Consider the following 19,943-nt stretch of genomic DNA (forward strand, 5'->3'; position numbering starts at 1 on the left):
CCGACCACCGAGAAAGGGCAACCGCCCATGACCGCGTCCGCCGACGACCGCACCTCCGCCGACCCCGGACAGCCGTCCGCCCGGCTCCTCGTGGTCGACGACGAACCCGCCCTCCGGGACGCCCTGGAGAGCAGCCTCGCCTTCGAGGGCTACGAGGTCACCACCGCCACCGACGGCTACGAGGCGCTGGAGTCCGTCGAACGCGACAAGCCCGACCTCGTCCTGCTCGACATCATGATGCCCCGGATGGACGGCCTCACCGCCGTCCGGCGGATGCGCTCCCGCGGCGACACCGTCCCGGTCCTGATGCTCACCGCCCGCGACGCCGTCGGCGACCGCGTCACCGGCCTCGACGTCGGCGCCGACGACTACCTCGCCAAGCCCTTCGAACTCGACGAACTCCTCGCCCGGGTCCGCGCCCTGCTCCGGCGCAACGCCCTCGCCGGCGAGGCCGCCGCCCGCGCCGCGGCCGTCGAGGACGACACCGAGGTGCTCGCCTTCGCCGACCTGCGGATGAACACCGCCACCCGCGAGGTCACCCGCGCCGCCAAGCCGGTCGAACTGACCCGCACCGAGTTCATGCTGCTGGAGATGTTCCTCTCGCACCCCCGGCAGGTCCTCACCCGCGAGCAGATCCTCAAGGCGGTCTGGGGCTTCGACTTCGAGCCCTCCTCCAACTCCCTGGACGTCTACGTGATGTACCTGCGCCGCAAGACCGAGCAGGGCGGCATGCCCCGGCTCATCCAGACCGTACGCGGCGTCGGCTACGCCCTCCGCCCGGCCGTCGGCACCCCGGCGTGACCCACACCTTCCCGCCGCCGCCGCTGGTACCGCCGCACGTCCCGCGCCGCAACCGGCTCCTCGGCTGGTACCGCGCCCGCTCGCTGCGCAGCCGGCTCACCTTCCTGACGGCGGCGGCGGTCGCGGTGGCCATCGCGCTCTCGGCGCTGGCGTGCTGGTTCGTCGTGGAGAAGCAGTTGTACGGCCAGGTGCGCAACGACCTGCGCAGCGCCGAGCCGCAGCCATCGCCGAGAGGGGCCAACTCTCCTTGCGCGGCCACCCCGCAGGCGGCTCTCGCCGTGGCCCAGGCAGGCCAGCGGGCCAGTCACGCCGGGGACGAATTCACCTCGCCGTTGCGGGACACCCAGAACGTGTCGGCCGACCTGTCCGTCGTCTGCCTGCCGCCCGGCGCGAAGCGTGCGATCTCGATCCAGCCCGGTGATGTCCAGGTGTTCAACCTGAACCCCAGGCAGCCGATCATCCGGAGCGGGCACTACACGGACGGCACGCCCGCAATGGTCCGGGTGGCCTGGTACCCCAACAGCGTCCCCAATCTGCCGCCGGTACTGGTCATGGTGGCCACCCCGACCCAGCCGGTCGAGGAGTCCCTGCAGAAGCTCGCGTTCATCCTCGGCGGCGTCGCCCTCGGCGGCATCATCCTCGCCGGGATAGCCGGCCGGCTCGTCGCCCGCTCCGCGCTCAAGCCCGTCGACCAACTCACCGACGTGGTCGAGCACATCGCCCGGACCGAGGAGGTCGGCAGCACCATCCCGGTGCACGGCAGCGACGAGATCGCCCGGCTCTCCGCCTCGTTCAACTCCATGTCCACCGCGCTCGCCAACTCGCGCGACCGCCAGACCCGTCTGATCGCCGACGCCGGGCACGAGCTCCGGACGCCGCTGACCTCACTGCGCACCAACGTCGACCTGATGATCCGCAGTGACGACACCGGGCGCCCGCTGCCACCCGCGACCAGGACCAAGCTGCTGGGCAACATGAAGGCGCAGATGCAGGAACTCACCCTCCTGATCGGCGACCTGCTCCAGCTCTCCCGCCCGGACTCGCCCAAGCAGGTCCGCAGCACGGCCGTCGTCGCCCTGCACGAGATCGCCGAACGTGCTGTCGAGCGGGCGAAGTTGCGCGGGCCGGGGCTGGTCTTCGAAACGGCGGTCGAACCGTGGTCCGTCCAGGGCGACGCCGCCTCCCTGGAGCGGGCGGTGATCAACCTGCTGGACAACGCGGTGAAGTACAGCCCACCCGGCGGGACGGTCGAGGTCCGGCTCCAGGAGGGCGTGCTGACCGTCCGCGACCACGGGCCGGGCATCCCGGCCGACGAGCTGCCGTACGTCTTCGACCGGTTCTGGCGCTCGCCGTCCTCGCGCCAGCTCCCCGGCTCGGGGCTCGGGTTGTCGATCGTGGCGCAGAGCGTCCGGGATGCCGGCGGCGAGGTGGCGCTCGGCCCCGCCCCGGACGGCGGGCCGGGCACGCTGGCCACCGTCCGGCTGCCGGGCGGTCCACCCACCGCGTCCGCGTAGCCCCTGGCCGGCCGGGCCGGGAGAGCCCGGGAAAGCCGAACGGGCGGGGCGCCCCGACAGCGCCCCGCCCGTCTCATGTCCGGCACACGGTCAGTCGATGTCGCTGCCCGGGCCGAGGACCTTGATGCGGTCCTGCGCCGGGGCCTGCAACGGCGCGGCCGCCGTGCTGTGGGCGCCGAGGTAGGCCGCGAAGACGTCCAGGTCCGAGGCGCCGACCAGCTTGTCGGTGCCGGCCGCGAAGGCCGGGAAGCCGTCGCCGCCACCGGCCAGGAACTCGTTGGCCGCGACCCGGTACTTGCCGGCCGGATCGATCGGCGCACCGTTGAGGCGGACGGAGTCCGCCAGCAGCCGGTCGGCACCGGCCTTGCGCATGTCCAGGGTGTAGGTCAGGCCCTTGGACGACTGGAGGACCTTCGGCGCGGCCGCGTTGACACCGCCGACCTGCTGCTGGAGCAGCTGGACCAGCTGCGCACCGGTCAGCGTCTTGACCTGCATCATGTTGGTGAACGGCTGGACGGTGAACGCCTCGCCGTAGGTCACCACGCCGTCGCCCTCGGCGCCGCTCGCCTTGTAGACCAGGTCGGAGCGGATGCCGCCGGGGTTCATGAACGCGATCTGCGCGCCGCCCTTGTCGGCGGGGGCCAGGCCCTCCAGCTGCGCGTCGGCGATCACGTCACCGAGCGGCTTCTCCAGGTCGTTGTTGCCACGGCCGTTGATGTCCGAGGCGATGTAGCCCAGCGGACGGTTGGCGATCGGCGCGGCCAGCTTGGAGTAGCGGTCGATCAGCGCCGTCATGTCCGGGGCCTTCGCGACCGTCCGGCGCACGACGTGGTTCTCGGCCTTGACCGTCGGGCGGACGATGCTGCCCGTGCTCTTGTCGAGCTGCAGGTCGATCTCGGTGTAGAGCCGGCCGAAGGAGGCGGCGCTGGTCACCGAGCGCGGCACGCCCTGCGGGTCGGGGATGGTGCAGGCGTACGCGTTGTGGGTGTGGCCGGTGACGATGGCGCCGATCGCCGGGTCCAGCTTCTTGGCGATGTCGACGATCGGGCCCGAGATGCCCTGGCCGGCGGCGCCGCAGTCGTAGTTGTAGGTGCTGCTCGCCGGGAAGCCGCCCTCGTGGATCAGCGCGACGATCGAGTTGACGCCCTGCTTCTTCAGCTCGGCGGCGTACTTGTTGATCGTGGTGACCTCGTTGCCGAACTTCAGGCCCTTGACGCCCTCGGCGGTCACGATGTTCGGCGTGCCCTCCAGGGTGACGCCGATGAAGCCGACCTTCACGCCCTGCGACTTGGTCACCCAGTACGGGGCCAGGATCGGCTTGCCGGTCTTCTCGTTGGTGACGTTGGCGGCCAGGTAGTTGAAGTTGGCGCCCTTGAACGTGCGCCCCTCCTCGTAGCAGCCGTCCACCGGGTGGCAGCCGCCCTCCTGGAGGCGGACGAGCTCCTTGGCACCCTCGTCGAACTCGTGGTTGCCGACCGCCGTGACGTCCAGGCCGAGCTTGTCCATCGCCTCGATGGTCGGCTCGTCGTGGAAGAGCGCCGAGGTCAGCGGGGAGGCGCCGACGATGTCACCGGCGGCGACGGTGATCGAGTCGTCGGCCGGGATCCGGGCCTGCCGCAGCGCGGTGGCCAGGTACTCGATGCCGCCCGCCGGGGTGGAGACCACCTGGCCGGTCGCCGGGTCGACCTCGCGGATGGTGCCGGAGGAACCGGCCGGGGGCTCCAGGTTGCCGTGCAGATCATTGATCGCCAGCAGCTGGAGGTTGACGGTCTTCTGACGCTTGGCGTCCGCGGCCTGGGCGGCCGTCGGCATGGCCACCGTGCCGATCAGGCCGGCCGCGGCGACGGCGGCCAGCACCGTACGTCGGGATCTGGCAGTGAGCATGAGGGGTCCCCTGCACCTTTGAGAGAGCGCCCAGCTGTGGTCAGTTCCGGGCGGGCGACGATGTTCTGCGCGAGTGCAGCCTAGAGTCAACGCGCGTAGCTGTCAGGACCCTGAACGTAACGACAGGGTTACCTACTGACGAATCGTCGCCGCACATCAGGCCCCGCGCGCCCATGCCGACACCCCGGACCACCAGGCCCGGAGCCCGCCGCCGAGGGCCTCCCGGCGCCCCGGGCCGACCGGTCAGACGCCCGGCTCGGACGCCAACTGCCGCTCCGCGCGCACCCGCTCGGCCACGGCGTCCTCGGTCATCGCGCGGTCGGTGTAGACCAGTGGCCGCTCGGCCTCGGTGATGATGTGCTTCACCACCTGGACGTTGCCGTTGACGTCCCAGACCGCGATGCCCGGCGAAAGTGTGGGGATGATCTCCACCGCCCAGCGCGGCAGGCCCAGCACCCGGCCGGTCGACCTGGCCTCCTCGGCCTTCTGCATGTAGATCGTCCGGGTGGAGGCCATCTTCAGGATCGCCGACGCCTCCTTGGCCGCCGCGCCGTCCATCACGTCCGAGAGGTGGTGGACGACCGCCACGAAGGAGAGCCCGAGCCGGCGCCCGAACTTCAGCAGCCGCTGGAACAGCTGCGCCACGAACGGGCTGTTGATGATGTGCCAGGCCTCCTCGACCAGGAAGATCCGCTTCTTCCGGTCCGGCCTGATCCAGGTGTGCTCCAGCCAGACACCGACGATCGCCATCAGGATCGGCATCGCGATCGAGTTGCGGTCGATGTGCGACAGGTCGAAGACGATCAGCGGCGCGTCCAGGTCGATGCCGTCACTGGTCGGACCGTCGAACATGCCCCGCAGGTCACCGTCGACCAGCCGGTCCAGCACCAGCGCCACGTCCAGACCCCAGGACTGCACCTCGTCCACCGCCACGCCCAGCGACTCCACCGAGGCCAGCTCGGGGCTGCGCAGGGTGTCGATGATGTCGTCCAGCACCGGCTGCCGGTCGGTCACCGAGGCGACGACGTGGGCGTGCGCCGCCTTCAGCGCGAACCCGGCCCGCTCCTCCAGGCCGCGCCCCATCGCCACCTCGACGATGGTGCGCAGCAGCGACAGCTGGCCGGTCTGGGTGATCGCCGGATCCAGCGGGTTGAGCTTCACCCCGCCGTCCCGGGCCGCCATCGGGTCGAGCCGGATCGACTTTATGCCGAGCGCGTTGGCGATCAGGTTCCACTCGCCGACGCCGTCCTCGCCCTGCGCGTCCAGCACCACCACCTGGCGGTCCCGGAACCGCAACTGGCGCAGCACGTACGTCTTCTCCAGCGCCGACTTGCCGTTGCCGGACTCGCCCAGCACCAGCCAGTGCGGGGCCGGCAGCTGCTGCCCGTACAGCTGGAAGGGGTCGTAGACGTACCCCTTGCCGCTGTACACCTCGCGGCCGATGATCACGCCGGAGTCGCCCAGCCCCGGGGCCGCGGTCGGCAGGTAGACCGCCTGCGCCTGACCAGTGGAGGTGCGCACCGGCAGTCGGGTGGTCTCCACCTTGCCGAACATCAGGCTGGTGAACGCGTCGGAGAGGTTGCCGATCGCCATGCAGGGCCTCCAGGTGGATCAGCGGCGGATGCCGGTGGCGAACGGCAGGGTGTTGACGAACGCCCGGTGGTGCTCGCGGTCGCACCACTCCAGCTTGAGGTAGCTCTTGCCGGCCGAGGCGCGGATGGTCCGCTTGTCCCGGGCCAGCGCCTCCGGGTTGCGCGAGGAGACGGTGATGTAACCGACCAGGTTCACCCCGGCCGCGCCGGAGGCCAGGTCGTCACCGCGCTGGTCGACCCGGCCGGTGTGGGCCAGGTCGCGCGGGTCGACGGTGCGGTTCATCTTGGCGGCCCGGCTGGCCTCCGCCTCGTCGTTGGTCTTCTCGGTGAGCATCCGCTCGATCGCGACGTCGGTGGGCTCCAGGTCCATCGTCACCGCGACCGTCCGGATCACGTCCGGGGTGTGCACCAGCAGCGGAGCCAGGAAGTTGACGCCCACCGGGGTCAGCGGCCACTCCTTGATCCAGGCGGTGGCGTGGCACCACGGCGCGCGGGTCGCCGACTCGCGGGTCTTCGCCTCCAGGTACTGCGGGTTGGTCGCGTCCAGCTCGGCCGGCCAGGCGTTGCGCCGGGACATCGCCTGGATGTGGTCGATCGGGTGGTCCGGGTCGTACATCGAGTGCAGCAGCGAGGAGAGCCGGGCCTGCCCGAGCGGCTGGCGCACCCGGATGTCCGCCTCCGCCAGCCGCGCGCAGATGTCCGTCAGCTCACGGGCCATCACCGCCGCCAGGCCCTCGTCGTCCCGGGCCCGCCGTCCGGTCGCCGTCCGGCCCATCGCGTGCGCCTCGGCAGCCAGGTCACGGGTGTAGTGCATGCAGGCCACCAGGTACGCCCGGTGCTGCTCGGAGGAGGTCGACACCATCGACTGCAGCTGGTCGTACGACTCCTGCAGCCAGCGCGGCGCGTCGTGGTCGCCGCGCCGCTCCACGTCCTTGGCGTGCGCGTCCGGGTCGGCCGGCAGCGTCCGGGCCAGGATCTGCAGCCGGGTCACGAAGCCGTCGCCGTTGGCGACGTGCTTCAGCAGCGTGCCGAACCGGTCGACAAGCGCCTCCTGGTCCTCCGAGTCGCGCAGCCCGACGCCCGGGCCCTCGATCTCGATCGCCGCCGTCACCGTACGCCGCTCCAGGTGCATCAGCACCCCGACCTCGTCCGGCCCGAACGGCGCCGCCAGCCAGCGCAGCCGCCCGACACCGGGCGGCGGACCGACCTCGACCTCCCGGCCGTCCAGCCTGGTCCCCGCGTCCATCGCGTCCGACTTCCACACCGCCCGGCCACTGCGGACCGTCCGGCGGTAGGTGCGGTTGATCTCCACCCACTTGTAGAACGTGCGACGCCGGTAGGGCACGTAGACCGCCGCGATGGCCAGCAACGGCAGGCCCACCAGGCCCGCGATGCGCAGCGGCAGGATCGGCATCATCAGGCCCCAGAGCATGCCGAGGAACGCCCCGAAGATGATCAGGACGATCTCGCCGGACTCCCGGTTGCGGCCGATCGGCGCGTTCGGGCGGGCCTTGCCGATCAGGTAGGTGCGGCGCTGGTGCACGTACGGCTGGGCGTACTGGGCACCGTACTGGCCGAGCGGTTCGCTGCTCACTTACCCGTCACCCTCCCTTCGCTGGATTGCTGTCGCGGATCGGAACGTCACGCATCGGCCCCGAGGGCGGCGCCGAGGCCTGCTGCGGCGGCGCCGGCGTGCGCGCGGCGTGGGCGGCGATGCCCGGTGCGACCGAACCGCCACCCGCACCCCCGCCGCCGCCGGCCCCCTGCCCGCCGCGGTCACCGTGGGTGCTGATGCCCTGCTTCACCAGGTTCGCCGTCCCGTTGATCATCGCCGACCCGGCCGACACCGCGTTCGCCCGGGCATTGCGCATGCTCATGATCTCGTCGCCGAAGCCCGGCACGAAGCGGTAGACGGACGCACTCGCGAAGATCGACAGGAACAGGATCGCCAGCCCCGACAGCACCCGGGCGAAGTCCTCACCGGCCCCGGCACCGGTCGCCACCGCACCGGCCAGCCCGAGGATGATCACGATGATCGGCTTCGCCAGGTCCACCGCCAGCATCACCCCCGCCCAGCGGCGCACGTGCTTCCACAGCTGCTTGTCCACCAGCCCCGCGTACACCGCCGTCCCCAGCAGCGCTCCCACGTACAGCATCGCCGCCCGGATCAGCAGCTCCACCCAGAGCACCGCCGCCGCCAGCACGGCCACCAGCGACACGATGATCAGGATCAGCGGGCCGCCGCCCATGTTGCCCTTCTCCAACGTGTCCGCGAACCCGCCCAGGTACGTCCCGGTGTCCGACTTCGTCCCCACCGCGATCGCCTTGGTCAGCCCGTCCGTCGCGCTCACCACGGTGTACAGGATCAACGGCGTGAACGCCGACGCCACCACGGTCAGCCAGAGGAAGCCGATCGCCTCCGAGATCGCCGTCGTCAGCGTCGCCCCGCGCACCGCCCGCTTCGTCACCGCCAGCAGCCACAGCACCAGCGTGATGATCGTCGACGCGGCGAACACCACCGCGTACTGCTGCAGGAACGACGCGTTGGTGAAGTCCACCTGCGTCGTCCCGTCGATCGCCCCCGACAGACTCCGCACCACCCACGCCGCCGCCTGCGCACACCCCTTGGCGAGCGACCCGAGCGGGTCGGTGACACTGCCGACCGCCCCGGTGCCGGGGATGACAACTGCGCCGCCGGGGGCACAAGCGGCGTCACTACCGGGAATGGGGAGGTCGACCTTCTGACAGGTCGGACTCGCGGACGGAGTCGGTGACGGCTCCGCGAAGACCCGCTGTGCCGTCAGCAGCGCAGCCAGCTGCACCGCCGTCATCGCACCCGCCAGGGTGCCGACACGGCGAACGGCAGGGTGCACGGCACGGACAGCTGCTCCGCGCGATCGCTGTGTGTGCTCAACGCGCATAACGGAAACCCCCGAATTGCTGGACGGCGCCGGTGATCTCCTCGGCGGTGGCGGCCTGTTGGTCACCCGGCATGGGGGCCGGGCCCTGCCGGCTTGCGTAGTCGGCGAGCTTCCAGTCGGCGCCGGTCCAGCGGAGGGTCAGGGTGAGGGTGTACCAGTTCTCGGTGACGGGCTGGACGGAGCGTTCCCCGGCGAGGCCGGTGAGGCCGGTGCACCAGACCTCCACCCTGGCGTCGCTGTCGCTGTAGCCCGTCGACTTGGTGCCGACCGGGACGGTCCGGCTGACGAAGGTGAGGCCCTTGGGCGCGCGGCCCTGGGCGTCGAGACCGTAGCGGGCCGCGGTGTCGCCGCCGAAGCCCTGGTCCAGCCGGGTCTGGAGGGCGGCGGTGGCGGACGGGTCGGTGATGGTGGCGACGATGGTGTGGCGGCTGTCGGTGCGGAACATGTCCGCGGAGCCGATCGCCACGGCGTAGTTGGCGGCGGCCGACTGTGCGCCCTGGTCGGTGTGCGGGTAGCCGCTCGCGATGCCGTTGCTGGTGGTACCGACGGGCTGGTCGCCGCTGGGGGCCGGCCCGGCGCCGGAGGCCGCGGTGGACGCGGCGGCGTCGGCGGAGCGGCCGGTGCTGCTGCCGGGGTCGGCCTTGCCGCGGTTGGCGATCGAGATCGCGACGACGAGCAGGGTGACGACCGCCAGGACGGTCAGCAGCGTTCGCATCGGCCGGGACTGACGGACGCTCGGCTGGGAGGAGGGCTGTTCGCCGACCGGCAGCCGCGTACGAGTGTGCGGCTGGTCGTCGGACAACGGCACGGCGGCCCTCCTGGTGCGGGGAGCCGGGGCGGCTCCGGGGCCCCTCCGCCCGTGGCGGGTCTGGAGGGCGGGGTGATGGGTGGACTGGCTCCCGGCGGGGACTCCGGTGGATCCCGACGGCCGGACCGTCGGACGGTCGGACCGCCCGTGCTCGTCCGGACTGTCCGATCGTCAGATGGCCATGCCGTACACAATGGTGAACAGAGTGCCGAGTGATCCAATGATGAACACGCCGGTCAGACCGGCGATGATCAGCCCCTTGCCCTGTTCGGCGCCGAAGCTGTCGCGCATCGCGGTCGCACCGATGCGCTGCTTGGCCGCGCCCCAGACGGCGAGGCCGAGGCAGGCCAGGATCGCCACGGCCATGACGACCTCCACCATCACCCGGGCCTCCGACCCGAGGCTCGCGAACGGCCCCCAGTCGGGGGCGATCCCACCGATGATGGTGTCGATATTCGGCTTCTTAGGAGGGTCTTCGGCCAGGTGGCCGATCGCGATGCTGTCCACGCTGCTCAGGTTCATTTCCATCTCACCGCCCGATCAGGCAAATTCAAGAGCCCCGACCCCGTCCGCGCGAAGGGCCGGTACCTATTCTTGGCCAGATCTGATGTCGACTTGGCTGCTTCTCGCGGATTGGTCGTGAGGCATGGGACACGTACGCGAGGATGTCCACCGTACGAAGGATAGCGCTCACTCTTTGTATCTCTGATGATTGCGGTGAGCAACGCCTTCCGGGACACTTCGACTGACGATTCGTCGGGATGGTGCTGATGGTACTCCGGAAGGCCGGTACGGCCGCCGCCTCTGCGGGAGTTGTGGCGGTGGGCTTCGTCTGTCTGGTCACGGTGGCGACGTATGCGGCGAGCGGTACGCCGCAGCAGTCGGCCAATCGGGCCTCTCTCACGCTCTCCCCGGGCACTGTTCCGGCGGCGTACCAGGGGCCGATCCAGCAGTGGGGCGCACTCTGCCCGGAGATCTCCCCGCCGATGCTCGCGGCGCAGCTGTACCAGGAAAGCGGTTTCGACCCGCGGGCCAAGTCCGGCGTGGGTGCGCAGGGAATGGCGCAGTTCATGCCGGCGACGTGGGGAACATACGGCACGGACGGCAACAATGACGGCAAGAAGGACGTCTGGGACCCTCTGGACGCGATCGCCTCCGCGGCCACGTTCGACTGTGCGCTCGCCCAGGACGTCGCGAAGGTGCCGGGCGACCGCCAGGCCAACCTGCTGGCCGCCTACAACGCCGGCCCGTACGCGGTGACCAAGTACAACGGGGTGCCTCCGTACAAGGAGACCCAGGGCTACGTGAAGAACATCCAGGCGATGGCGCGCAGCTTCACCGCGCCGACGGCGCCGGTTGAGGTCTCCCAGCAGTCGTCCGGCGCGATCTACTACGCGCAGACCAAGCTCGGCACCGCGTACCTGTGGGGCGGCGAGGGCCTGCCCTCGCAGAACGGGCGGTTCGACTGTTCCGGGCTCACCCGGGCCGCGTACGAGAGCGTGGGCATCACGCTCCCCCGGGTGGCCAACGACCAGTGGTACGCCGGACCGCACCCCTCGCGGGACCAGCTGCGGCCGGGGGACCTGGTGTTCTGGGCGACCGACCTGACGGACCCGCGCAGCATTCACCACGTCGGCATCTACGTCGGCGGCGGCTACATGATCGACGCGCCGCACACGGGCGCGGTGATCCGCTACGACAAGATCGACACCAAGGAGTACATCGGCGCCACCCGGGTCACCTCGGACGGCGCCCAGGCGCTGCCGGGGCGCAACGCGGACGGCAGCATCACCGCGCCGAGCCGCCCGGGCGAGCCCGCGCCCGAATCACCCGCCCCCGCCGCACCGGCCGGCCCCGCCCCCGCCGCCGCTGCGCCCGCCGCCCCGGCGTCCCGGGCCGCCGTCGCGGCCGGCCCCGCCCCGACCGGCCCGGGGCCCACTCGCCGGACCTGACCCACCTGCCGCACCCGACCCGACGACCACGACGCCGTCCCGACGCCGGCCCGTCCCGCCCGGCCGCCCCGCGCCGCCAGGTGTGAGTGCGGTGTGGACGCTGAGTCAAGTTTCCATAACCGCGTGTTTCCGTGGAACGCTGTGCCTCGGTTATGACGTTGTGTCCGATGGTGGCGCGTCATCCCTCCGGACCGGTCCGGGCGGGAGGGGCCGGGCGGGCACCAGGGCGGCACGAACAGGTGCTCCAGACCAGAAGGAGGTGCGGCGTGTCGACGCCGCTTGCCGACACGACCAACCCCGATCTCGGCCTGCTCTACGCCGTCAACGGCCTGGCCAAGCGTTCCCCGGAGTGGCTGGACCACCTGGTGTCCTGGATCGGCGAGTACGGCATCCTGATCGGCCTGGCCCTGCTGGGCCTGGCCGGCTGGCTGCAGGCGAGACGCCGTCCGGACGCCCCGGTCGCCGTCGCCGGCCTGCTCTGGGCACCGCTCTCGGTCGCCGTCGCCGAACTGGCCAACCTGCCGATCGCCGCCATCGTGAACCGCCCCCGCCCGTTCGTCGACCACCCCGGGCTGGACGTGCTGGTCGAGGGCAAGGCCGGCACGCACTCCTTCGTCAGCGACCACTCGACCATGTCGATGGGCATCGCGGTGGCGCTGTTCCTGGTGAACCGGCGGCTCGGCTGGATCGCCGGCGGGCTCGCCCTGCTGCAGGGCTTCTGCCGGATGTACATGGGCGTCCACTACCCCACGGACGTGATCGGCGGCTTCGCGCTCGCCACCGCGGTCGTCCTGCTGCTGGCACCGATCGCGATGGCCGTGCTCGTCCCGCTCTGCCACGCGCTGAGCCGCACGGCCGTCGCCCCGCTGATCCGGGCACCGCAGAGCGGCCCACGCGGGGGCCGGCGGCGTGGTGGGGGCCGCGGCGCCGTCCGGGCGGACGAACAGCCGCCGGAGTCCGATCTCGCGGCCTGAGCGCCGACCGGGCCGCACGCCCGCCGTCCGTCCCGCCCGTCCCGGGTGTCGCTCCCTCGCGCTGGGGCCCCTAGCGCTAGGTCCTGTCGCGCTGGGTCCCGTCGCACTAGGTCCGGTCGTCGGTCGCGGCCAGGTGGTCGGCGGCCTCGCGTCTGGTCAGGTCGCGGGAGCGTCGGGCCGGTGAGAACCAACCGCAGCTGCAGATCGCGAAGCAGAAGGAACCGCGCTCGCTGATCTCGACGCGGTGCTCGGGCATCGGGGTGGTGCCGGGGGCAGCCGGCAGCTCACTGTGCACGGGCTTCACCGTAACGCGCCGGGCACCCGGCGCGCGACGCCCGGTGCGCGCCGGGTGCCGCGTAACCCCTCGATTCCCAACTCGTTTGCCCGGCAAGAGCTCTGCCCACCCGGTGCGTGGTGGTCGGTGGGGCAGTCGGGCCCGAGGGGGTTGTCGCGAGGATGAAGATGACCGACGAGCAGCGCAGCGGCCGGCGGTCCCGCCGCGCGCTGCCACAGCTGCGTTCCGCGGCCGGGGCCGTCGCCCTCGCCGCCGCCCTGGCCGGGCTGACCGGCTGCTCGGGCGGTGCCGCGGGCGCGGGCGCCGATGCGGCGGACGGGAGGTCGGGTGCACCCGACCAGCTCGCCGCGGACCCGGTGACGGCGGTCCGCAACTCCGCGGACATCACGGGCCGGACGGGCTCCGCGCACACCACCACCGAGCTGGTCACCGAGTCCGCCGACAAGAAGGCCGTCTTCACCGGCACCGGCGGCTACGACTACGTGAAGCGGATCGGGCGGCTGGAGGTCACGGTGCCGCCGGGCGCGGCGACCACCGGGAAGATCGTCGAGGTGGTCCTGCCGGGCACCGTCTACCTGCAGAACAGCGGCGCGAAGGTCCCCGAGGGCAAGTGGGTCAAGCTGGACGTGCGCCAGCTCCCGGACGGCAACCTGGTCAGCAGCGGCGCCACCGACCCGGCTTCCGCCACCGGAGCGCTGCGCGGGGCCCAGAAGGCGGAGCTGGTCGGCACCGAGACGGTCGGCGGGGTGCCGCTGAAGCACTACCGCGGGACCCTCGACCTGACCAAGGCCGCCGAGGCCACCGGCGGCCGGGGCGGGGACGGTCTGCGGATGGCCGCGCAGACCTTCACGGTCAAGGACGTCCCGTACGACGCCTGGCTGGACGAGCAGGGCCGGCTGCACAAGGTGGTCGAGGTGTTCACCTTCGCCGGGGTGGCCGGCTCCAAGGAGGCGAAGGACCAGGTGAAGGTGACCTCGACCACGGCGCTGGCCGACTTCGGCAAGCCGGTCGAGGCGGTCGAACCGGCCGCTGCCGACATCTACGCGATGAAGCCCACGGAGAGCCCGAAGTAACCGGTCGGAGGGGCGCCGCCGGCACCGGTGGACCACCCGGGCGACCGGGCCCACCCGTTTCGGCGGCTTCGAGATGGCCCGTCCGTGCCATGTGGACGGGCCCCGAAGTGCCTAGGCTGGACGTCGGGTGGCTGCCGCCCGGGCTGGCGAGGCACTGAAGGGGTGGTGCAGGTGGTGTCGTCCACGGGCGACCGCAGCGGCGGCCACGACGACGCGGCCCTCGACGAGATCGACCTGGCCGGTGAGCTGATGATCGCCGCCACGGCCACTACCGGCGACCGGTTGCCGACCGAGCGGATCGACGAGGTGCTGCTGGACCGGCCCGACGGCGGTGCGCCCGCCGACGGGACGGCGGGCGGACCGGGGCGCGTCTGACGGACCGGGGTGTCCGACGGACCGGAGTGTCCGACAGTGCCGGGCGACCGGCCCGACCGCCCGGGCCCGCGAAGCCCGCCGTCCACCCCTGCGATGCCGAGGCCCGGCCCCCTCGGACCGAACCGGCCGCACGGCCGGGGGGCGTCAGCTGCGGAGCAGCCGCCCGATCGCGGCGGTGGCCTCCGCGACCTTGGCGTCCAGCTCGGTGCCGCCCTCCTCGGCGGCCGCGGCGACGCAGTGCCGCAGGTGCTCCTCCAGCAGCGACAGCGCGAAGGACTGCAGGGCCTTGGTGCCGGCCGAGACCTGGGTCAGCACGTCGATGCAGTAGACGTCCTCGTCGACCATCCGCTGGAGGCCGCGGATCTGGCCCTCGATCCGGCGGAGCCGCTTGAGGTGGGCGTCCTTCTGCGCGCTGTACCCGTGCGGCCCGTGCGCGGCGTGGTCGTGATGGCCGGCGGCGGCCGGCACTGCCTGGGCGCCGTCGGGCCCGGTCCCGGGTGCGTCGTCCGGCTCGGTGCGCGCTTCCGTCGTGGTCATCGGCCCGCCTTCGTCTGGGTGCCTGGGTGGCTGCGTCGGCCTCCAGTGTCCAACACCGGGGCCGGTCGTGGTGTTCCTCCGCCGCACTTCCCGGCCCCGTGCCCCGCCCCGCACCGGCCCGGCGAGGTCCCGCGTCCGGTGCGGGCCGGTTGCCGGACGGCGCCGCCGCGGGCCCCGGAGAAGTACCCCGTCCAGGCAGACACCGTGGTCTCCCGCGCGCACGACGGGGGCAATCCGAGCGAGGTTCCGTCAGACTGGGGGCTCACGTCCGCACATGGGTGTGCGGGCCGGGTCCACTGCTGCAGCAGCCAATCGGAAGGGGAGGTTCCCGTTCCTCCCGCGGCACCCCGTTTGCGCAATTGCGCTTGGTTGCACCTAGCATCGTTCAGTCCCTACCCCGCACATCGGAGATTTCCGTGCGTTTTAGCCTGACCCCGAAGGAGACGAGCTTCTACGACATGTTCTCCGCCGCCGCGGAGAACCTGGTCGTCGGATCGAAGCTCCTGCTGGAACTGCTGGGTTCAGACGTGTCGGCCCGCGCGGAGATCGTCGAGCGCATGCGCGCCGCCGAACACGCGGGTGACGACACCACCCATGCGGTGTTCCACCAGCTGAACTCCTCCTTCATCACGCCCTTCGACCGCGAGGACATCTACAACCTCGCGTCGTCGCTGGACGACATCATGGACTTCATGGAGGAGGCCGTCGACCTGGTCGTCCTCTACGACATCCAGACCCTGCCCAAGGGGATCGAGCAGCAGATCGAGGTGCTGGCGCGCGCCGCCGAGCTCACCGCCGAGGCGATGCCGAACCTGCGCAGCATGTCCAACCTCACCGAGTACTGGATCGAGGTCAACCGGCTGGAGAACCAGGCCGACCAGATCCACCGCAAGCTGCTCGCCCACCTCTTCTCCGGCCAGTACGACGCCATCGAGGTGCTCAAGCTGAAGCAGGTCGTGGACGTCCTTGAGGAGGCGGCCGACGCGTTCGAGCACGTCGCCAACACGGTGGAGACCATCGCCGTCAAGGAGTCCTGACCCTCGTGGACATGGCTGCACTCATCGCCGTCCTCGGGGTGGCGTTCTTCTTCACGTACACCAACGGCTTCCACGACTCGGCGAACGCCATCGCCACCTCGGTCTCCACCCGGGCGCTGACGCCGCGGGCCGCGCTCGCGATGGCCGCCGTGATGAACCTGGCCGGCGCCTTCCTCGGCAGCGGCGTGGCGCACACCGTGTCCAGCGGCATCATCGCGACCCCGACCGGCAGCCAGGGCATGGTGATCCTGTTCGCCGCACTGGTCGGAGCGATCACCTGGAACCTGGTCACCTGGTACTTCGGCCTGCCGTCCTCCTCCTCGCACGCGCTGTTCGGCGGCATGGTGGGCGCGGCGCTGGCCGGTGGCACCGAGGTGATCTGGAGCGGCGTCCTGGACAAGATCGTCATTCCGATGATCGTCTCGCCGATCGTCGGCCTGGTCGGCGGCTTCCTCGTGATGCTGGCGATCCTCTGGATCTTCCGACGGGCCAACCCGCACCGCGCCAAGCGCAACTTCCGGGTCGCCCAGACCGCCTCGGCCGCCGCCATGGCCCTCGCGCACGGCCTGCAGGACGCCCAGAAGACCATGGGCATCGTGGTGATGGCCCTCACCATCTCCGGCCACCAGAGCGGCGACGCCATCCCGGTCTGGGTGAAGATCTCCTGCGCCACGATGCTCTCGCTGGGCACCTACGCGGGTGGCTGGCGGATCATGCGGACCCTCGGCCGCAAGATCATCGAGCTGGACCCGCCGCAGGGCTTCGCGGCCGAGGCCACCGCCTCGACCGTCATGTACATCACGTCGTTCGTCTTCAAGGCGCCGATCTCCACCACCCACGTGATCACCTCGGCGATCATGGGCGTGGGCGCCACCAAGCGGATCCGCGCCGTCCGCTGGGGCGTCGCGAAGAACATCGTGCTCGGCTGGTTCATCACGATGCCGGCCGCGGCCCTCGTCGCGGCGCTGGTGTACTGGGTGGTCCACCTGTTCTGGGGCTGAGGCCCGCACGGCCCCGGCCGGACCTGCTCGGGTCCGGCCGAAGCGAACAGAACCGGCCGGACCGGCCGAACCGAACAGAACAGAACAGGGCCCGCCCCCACATCTCGGGGGCGGGCCCTTTTTCATACTCCGCGGCGGCACCGCCATGCAGCACCGCGAAGCAGTCGGTGGCCCCGTCACCCGACGCCGGGCGCCGCCGGACCGGTGCCGACGCGCCTCTCGACCGGGTGACGGGGTAACTCCTCAGCCGAAGCGGCCGGAGATGTAGTCCTCGGTCGCCTGTACGGACGGGTTGGAGAAGATCCGCTGGGTGTCGTCCAGCTCGACCAGCTTGCCCGGCTGGCCGACCCCGGCCAGGTTGAAGAAGGCGGTGCGGTCGCTGACGCGGGCCGCCTGCTGCATGTTGTGGGTCACGATGACGATGGTGAACTGGGACTTCAGCTCGCCGATCAGGTCCTCGATGGCCAGGGTGGAGATCGGGTCCAGGGCCGAGCAGGGCTCGTCCATCAGCAGGACCTGCGGCTCGACCGCGATGGCGCGGGCGATGCAGAGGCGCTGCTGCTGGCCACCGGAGAGGCCGGCACCGGGCTTGTTCAGCCGGTCCTTGACCTCCTTCCAGAGGTTGGCGCCCTTGAGGGACTTCTCCACCACGCCGTCCAGGACGGACTTCTTGCGGACACCCGCGAGCTTCAGCCCGGCGACCACGTTGTCGTAGATCGACATGGTCGGGAACGGGTTCGGGCGCTGGAAGACCATGCCGACCGAGCGGCGGACGGCCACCGGGTCGACCGAGGAGCCGTAGAGGTTCTCGTCGTCCAGGAGCACCTTGCCCTCGACGCGGGCGCCGGGGATCACTTCGTGCATCCGGTTGAGGGTGCGCAGGAAGGTGGACTTGCCGCACCCGGAGGGGCCGATGAAGGCCGTCACCGAGCGGGGCTCGATGCTCATCGAGATGTCCTCGATGGCCTTGGTGGTGCCGTAGAAGGCGGACAGTCCGCTGACGTCGATGCGCTTGGCCATGATCTTTCGTCTTCTCTCGCCCGCGGCCGGGGGCCGCTGATGAATGCTGTGTCGTACGTCAGTCGGAGGCTCAGTGTCCGCCCTTGGGCGAGCGCCAGCGTGCGATGCCCCGGGCGATGAGGTTGAGCCCCATCACGAAGGCGATCAGCACCAGCGCGGCACCCCAGGCACGGGCGTAGCCGTAGTCGTTGTTCACCACGGCGTACTGCTGCCAGATGTACATCGGCAGCGACTGCTGCGGCCCGTCGAACGGGTTGCTGTTGATGTAATCGGCACCGAACACCAGCATCAGCACCGGGGCGGTCTCACCCGTGATGCGGGCGACCGCCAGCATCAGACCGGTGGTGATGCCGCCGATCGCGGTGGGGAGGACGATCCGCAGGATGGTCTTCCACTTCGGCACACCGAGCGCGTACGAGGCCTCGCGCAGCTCGTTCGGGACCAGCTTCAGCATCTCCTCGGTCGAGCGGACCACGACCGGCATCATCAGGATCGCCAGTGCGAGGGCGCCCGAGAAGCCGGAGTAGTTGAAGCCGAGGGCGATGTTCCACAGGGAGAGGATGAACAGGCCGGCGACGATCGACGGGACGCCCGTCATGACGTCGACAAAGAAGGTGACCGCCTTGGCGAGCCGGCCGCGGCCGTACTCGACCAGGTAGACGGCGGTCAGCAGACCGATCGGCGCGGCGATCGCGGTGGCCAGCAGGACCTGCTCCAGGGTGCCGATCAGCGCGTGGTAGATACCACCGCCGGGGCCCGCCTGGAGGACGCCCTTCATCGAGTGCGAGAGGAAGTAGCCGTCCACCACGCCCGCGCCCTGCTGGACGGTGTAGACCGTCAGCGCGACGAGCGGGATCACGGCCAGGATGAAGGCGACCCAGACCACCGAGGTGGCGAACCGGTCCTTGGCCTGGCGGCGGCCCTCGACCCGGGCCGCGAGCCCGTAGCTGATCACCAGGAACAGCAGCGCGGAGATCAGGCCCCACTGCAGGTGGCTCTCCAGGCCGCCGAGCGCGCCGATCGCGCAGCCGAGGGCGATCGAGCCGGCGGCGATGGCGGCCGGGGCCCACTTGGGCAGCCGGTTCGCGGTCAGCGGGCGGCCGGTCGGACGGGCGTCCGCGGGAACCGTTGTCGTAGCGGCGCTCATGCGTTGGCCCCCGAGTACTCCTTGCGGCGGGCGACGATCAGCCGCGCGGCACCGTTCACCAGCAGGGTGATCACGAACAGGACGAGGCCGGAGGCCATCAGCGCGTCCCGGCCGAAGGGCTGGGCCTCGTTGAACTTCAGCGCGATGTTCTGCGCGAAGGTGCCGCCGCCCGGGTCCAGCAGGTGCAGCGAGAGGACGTTGTTCGAGGAGAGCACCACCGCGACCGCGATGGTCTCACCGAGTGCGCGGCCGAGGCCGAGCATCGAGGCCGAGATGATGCCCGGGCGGCCGAACGGCAGCACCGCGGTGCGGATCATCTCCCAGCGGGTCGCGCCGAGCGCGAGCGCCGCCTCCTCGTGCATCCGCGGGGCCTGCCGGAAGACCTCACGGCTGACCGCCGTGATGATCGGCAGGATCATGATGGCCAGCAGGATGCCGACGGTGAACAGCGTGCGCGGCACGGTGCCGGTCCGGGACTGGTCGAAGACGTACGTCCAGCCGAGGTACTCGTCCATCCAGCTGGTCAGCCCGTACAGGTGGGGCACCAGGAAGAGCGCGCCCCAGAGGCCGTAGATGATGCTGGGCACGGCCGCCAGCAGGTCCACCAGGTAGGCGAACGGCTGGGCGATCCGGCGCGGCGCGTAGTGCGAGATGAACAGCGCGATCCCGATGGCCACCGGTACGGCGATCGCCATCGCGATGATCGCGCTGACGATGGTGCCGAACGCGAGGACGGCGATGCCGAAGACCGGCTTCGGGGCGTCCGGCGTCCACTCGAAGGTGGTGAGGAAGTTGCCCTCGTTCTTGCCGAGGGCGATGCCGGACCGCCAGGTCAGGAACCCTGCGATGGCGGCCATGACCACCAGCAGCAGGATGCCCGAGCCGCGGGCGGCATTCATGAAGATCTTGTCGCCGAGCCGGCTGTCACGCTTGCGGCGTTCCCTGCCTCGCGGGGCGGCAGGGGAGGATGAAGTCATTGGTCTACTCCGGTCTGGTGGTGCTGCCCCGAGGG

At 71.1% G+C, this 19,943-nt stretch carries 19 protein-coding genes; 8 read left to right on the forward strand and 11 right to left on the reverse strand.

Going from position 1 to position 19,943, the window contains the following annotated elements:
* The first annotated feature begins 27 nt into the window (after positions 1-27).
* Entirely contained in the window at positions 28-801 is a 774-nt protein-coding gene (locus OH807_RS19430; protein ID WP_406200443.1) for a response regulator transcription factor, read from the forward strand.
* Positions 798-2,315 carry a sensor histidine kinase gene (locus tag OH807_RS19435; protein WP_406200446.1) on the forward strand — a complete coding sequence of 506 codons (1,518 nt, stop codon included), beginning with the start codon at positions 798-800 and terminating at the stop codon, positions 2,313-2,315. The genes OH807_RS19430 and OH807_RS19435 overlap by 4 nt, the downstream gene beginning before the upstream one ends.
* A 90-nt stretch (positions 2,316-2,405) precedes the next feature.
* Here OH807_RS19435 and OH807_RS19440 read toward each other — a convergent pair whose 3' ends face one another.
* From OH807_RS19440 to OH807_RS19465, 6 genes are all read right to left on the reverse strand, one after another.
* Positions 2,406-4,199, reverse strand: coding sequence for a bifunctional metallophosphatase/5'-nucleotidase (locus OH807_RS19440; RefSeq protein ID WP_406200448.1), 1,794 nt, complete (start codon positions 4,197-4,199; stop codon positions 2,406-2,408).
* Between the two features lie 243 nt (positions 4,200-4,442).
* Positions 4,443-5,792 (reverse strand): ATP-binding protein, encoded by a 1,350-nt coding sequence (locus OH807_RS19445; protein ID WP_406200450.1) that lies wholly within the window; start codon positions 5,790-5,792, stop codon positions 4,443-4,445.
* An 18-nt stretch (positions 5,793-5,810) separates the two neighbouring features.
* Positions 5,811-7,385: an SCO6880 family protein gene (locus OH807_RS19450; RefSeq protein ID WP_406200453.1), complete on the reverse strand. Its 1,575-nt coding sequence runs from the start codon at positions 7,383-7,385 to the stop codon at positions 5,811-5,813.
* A 7-nt stretch (positions 7,386-7,392) separates the two neighbouring features.
* Positions 7,393-8,622: a hypothetical protein gene (locus tag OH807_RS19455; protein WP_406200455.1), complete on the reverse strand. Its 1,230-nt coding sequence runs from the start codon at positions 8,620-8,622 to the stop codon at positions 7,393-7,395.
* 79 nt (positions 8,623-8,701) lie between these two features.
* Positions 8,702-9,520 (reverse strand): hypothetical protein, encoded by an 819-nt coding sequence (locus tag OH807_RS19460; RefSeq protein WP_406200458.1) that lies wholly within the window; start codon positions 9,518-9,520, stop codon positions 8,702-8,704.
* A gap of 171 nt (positions 9,521-9,691) precedes the next feature.
* Positions 9,692-10,042, reverse strand: a complete 351-nt coding sequence (locus tag OH807_RS19465) for a hypothetical protein (protein ID WP_363612876.1) — start codon at positions 10,040-10,042, stop codon at positions 9,692-9,694.
* 248 nt (positions 10,043-10,290) lie between these two features.
* Between OH807_RS19465 and OH807_RS19470 the strand changes: the two genes are divergently transcribed.
* Positions 10,291-11,472, forward strand: a complete 1,182-nt coding sequence (locus OH807_RS19470) for an NlpC/P60 family protein (RefSeq protein WP_406211080.1) — start codon at positions 10,291-10,293, stop codon at positions 11,470-11,472.
* Between the two features lie 266 nt (positions 11,473-11,738).
* A complete protein-coding gene (locus OH807_RS19475; protein WP_406200461.1) occupies positions 11,739-12,446 on the forward strand; it encodes a phosphatase PAP2 family protein in 708 nt (235 codons plus the stop codon).
* 106 nt (positions 12,447-12,552) lie between these two features.
* On the opposite strand, the gene OH807_RS19480 is transcribed toward OH807_RS19475, so the two are convergent.
* Complete coding sequence (locus OH807_RS19480) at positions 12,553-12,741, reverse strand: hypothetical protein (RefSeq protein WP_406200464.1); 189 nt, start codon at positions 12,739-12,741, stop codon at positions 12,553-12,555.
* 167 nt (positions 12,742-12,908) lie between these two features.
* Here OH807_RS19480 and OH807_RS19485 point away from each other — a divergent pair, with 167 nt between their 5' ends.
* Both OH807_RS19485 and OH807_RS19490 read left to right on the forward strand, forming a co-directional pair.
* Positions 12,909-13,814, forward strand: a complete 906-nt coding sequence (locus tag OH807_RS19485) for a hypothetical protein (RefSeq protein WP_406200466.1) — start codon at positions 12,909-12,911, stop codon at positions 13,812-13,814.
* Between the two features lie 171 nt (positions 13,815-13,985).
* Entirely contained in the window at positions 13,986-14,189 is a 204-nt protein-coding gene (locus OH807_RS19490) for a hypothetical protein (RefSeq protein WP_406200468.1), read from the forward strand.
* Between the two features lie 144 nt (positions 14,190-14,333).
* Here the strand turns inward: OH807_RS19490 and OH807_RS19495 are convergent, their stop codons facing one another.
* A complete protein-coding gene (locus OH807_RS19495) occupies positions 14,334-14,726 on the reverse strand; it encodes a metal-sensitive transcriptional regulator (RefSeq protein WP_406200471.1) in 393 nt (130 codons plus the stop codon).
* 416 nt (positions 14,727-15,142) lie between these two features.
* Between OH807_RS19495 and OH807_RS19500 the strand changes: the two genes are divergently transcribed.
* Both OH807_RS19500 and OH807_RS19505 read left to right on the forward strand, forming a co-directional pair.
* Positions 15,143-15,763: a DUF47 domain-containing protein gene (locus OH807_RS19500; protein ID WP_063348282.1), complete on the forward strand. Its 621-nt coding sequence runs from the start codon at positions 15,143-15,145 to the stop codon at positions 15,761-15,763.
* A gap of 5 nt (positions 15,764-15,768) precedes the next feature.
* A complete protein-coding gene (locus OH807_RS19505; protein WP_406200473.1) occupies positions 15,769-16,764 on the forward strand; it encodes an anion permease in 996 nt (331 codons plus the stop codon).
* A gap of 243 nt (positions 16,765-17,007) precedes the next feature.
* Here the strand turns inward: OH807_RS19505 and pstB are convergent, their stop codons facing one another.
* The 3 genes from pstB to pstC form a co-directional block, all read right to left on the reverse strand.
* Complete coding sequence (gene pstB, locus OH807_RS19510; RefSeq protein WP_406200475.1) at positions 17,008-17,784, reverse strand: phosphate ABC transporter ATP-binding protein PstB; 777 nt, start codon at positions 17,782-17,784, stop codon at positions 17,008-17,010.
* Positions 17,785-17,854: 70 nt separating this feature from the next.
* Positions 17,855-18,931, reverse strand: coding sequence for a phosphate ABC transporter permease PstA (gene pstA, locus OH807_RS19515; protein ID WP_406200477.1), 1,077 nt, complete (start codon positions 18,929-18,931; stop codon positions 17,855-17,857).
* Positions 18,928-19,908 carry a phosphate ABC transporter permease subunit PstC gene (pstC, locus tag OH807_RS19520; protein WP_406200479.1) on the reverse strand — a complete coding sequence of 327 codons (981 nt, stop codon included), beginning with the start codon at positions 19,906-19,908 and terminating at the stop codon, positions 18,928-18,930. The genes pstA and pstC overlap by 4 nt, the downstream gene beginning before the upstream one ends.
* Between the last annotated feature and the right edge of the window lie 35 nt (positions 19,909-19,943).

It is taken from the genome of Kitasatospora sp. NBC_01560 (genome assembly GCF_045208415.1).
Classification (GTDB): Bacteria; Actinomycetota; Actinomycetes; order Streptomycetales; family Streptomycetaceae; genus Kitasatospora.

Bases quoted from the DNA above. Each gene is read 5' to 3' on its own strand.
- OH807_RS19430 (WP_406200443.1), top strand. From the start codon at position 28: ATGACCGCGTCCGCCGACGACCGCACCTCCGCCGACCCCGGACAGCCG.
- pstC (WP_406200479.1), bottom strand. From the start codon at position 19,908: ATGACTTCATCCTCCCCTGCCGCCCCGCGAGGCAGGGAACGCCGCAAG.
- pstB (WP_406200475.1), bottom strand. From the start codon at position 17,784: ATGGCCAAGCGCATCGACGTCAGCGGACTGTCCGCCTTCTACGGCACC.
- OH807_RS19470 (WP_406211080.1), top strand. From the start codon at position 10,291: ATGGTACTCCGGAAGGCCGGTACGGCCGCCGCCTCTGCGGGAGTTGTG.
- pstA (WP_406200477.1), bottom strand. From the start codon at position 18,931: ATGAGCGCCGCTACGACAACGGTTCCCGCGGACGCCCGTCCGACCGGC.
- OH807_RS19455 (WP_406200455.1), bottom strand. From the start codon at position 8,622: ATGACGGCGGTGCAGCTGGCTGCGCTGCTGACGGCACAGCGGGTCTTC.
- OH807_RS19465 (WP_363612876.1), bottom strand. From the start codon at position 10,042: ATGAACCTGAGCAGCGTGGACAGCATCGCGATCGGCCACCTGGCCGAA.
- OH807_RS19440 (WP_406200448.1), bottom strand. From the start codon at position 4,199: ATGCTCACTGCCAGATCCCGACGTACGGTGCTGGCCGCCGTCGCCGCG.
- OH807_RS19495 (WP_406200471.1), bottom strand. From the start codon at position 14,726: ATGACCACGACGGAAGCGCGCACCGAGCCGGACGACGCACCCGGGACC.
- OH807_RS19485 (WP_406200466.1), top strand. From the start codon at position 12,909: ATGACCGACGAGCAGCGCAGCGGCCGGCGGTCCCGCCGCGCGCTGCCA.
- OH807_RS19445 (WP_406200450.1), bottom strand. From the start codon at position 5,792: ATGGCGATCGGCAACCTCTCCGACGCGTTCACCAGCCTGATGTTCGGC.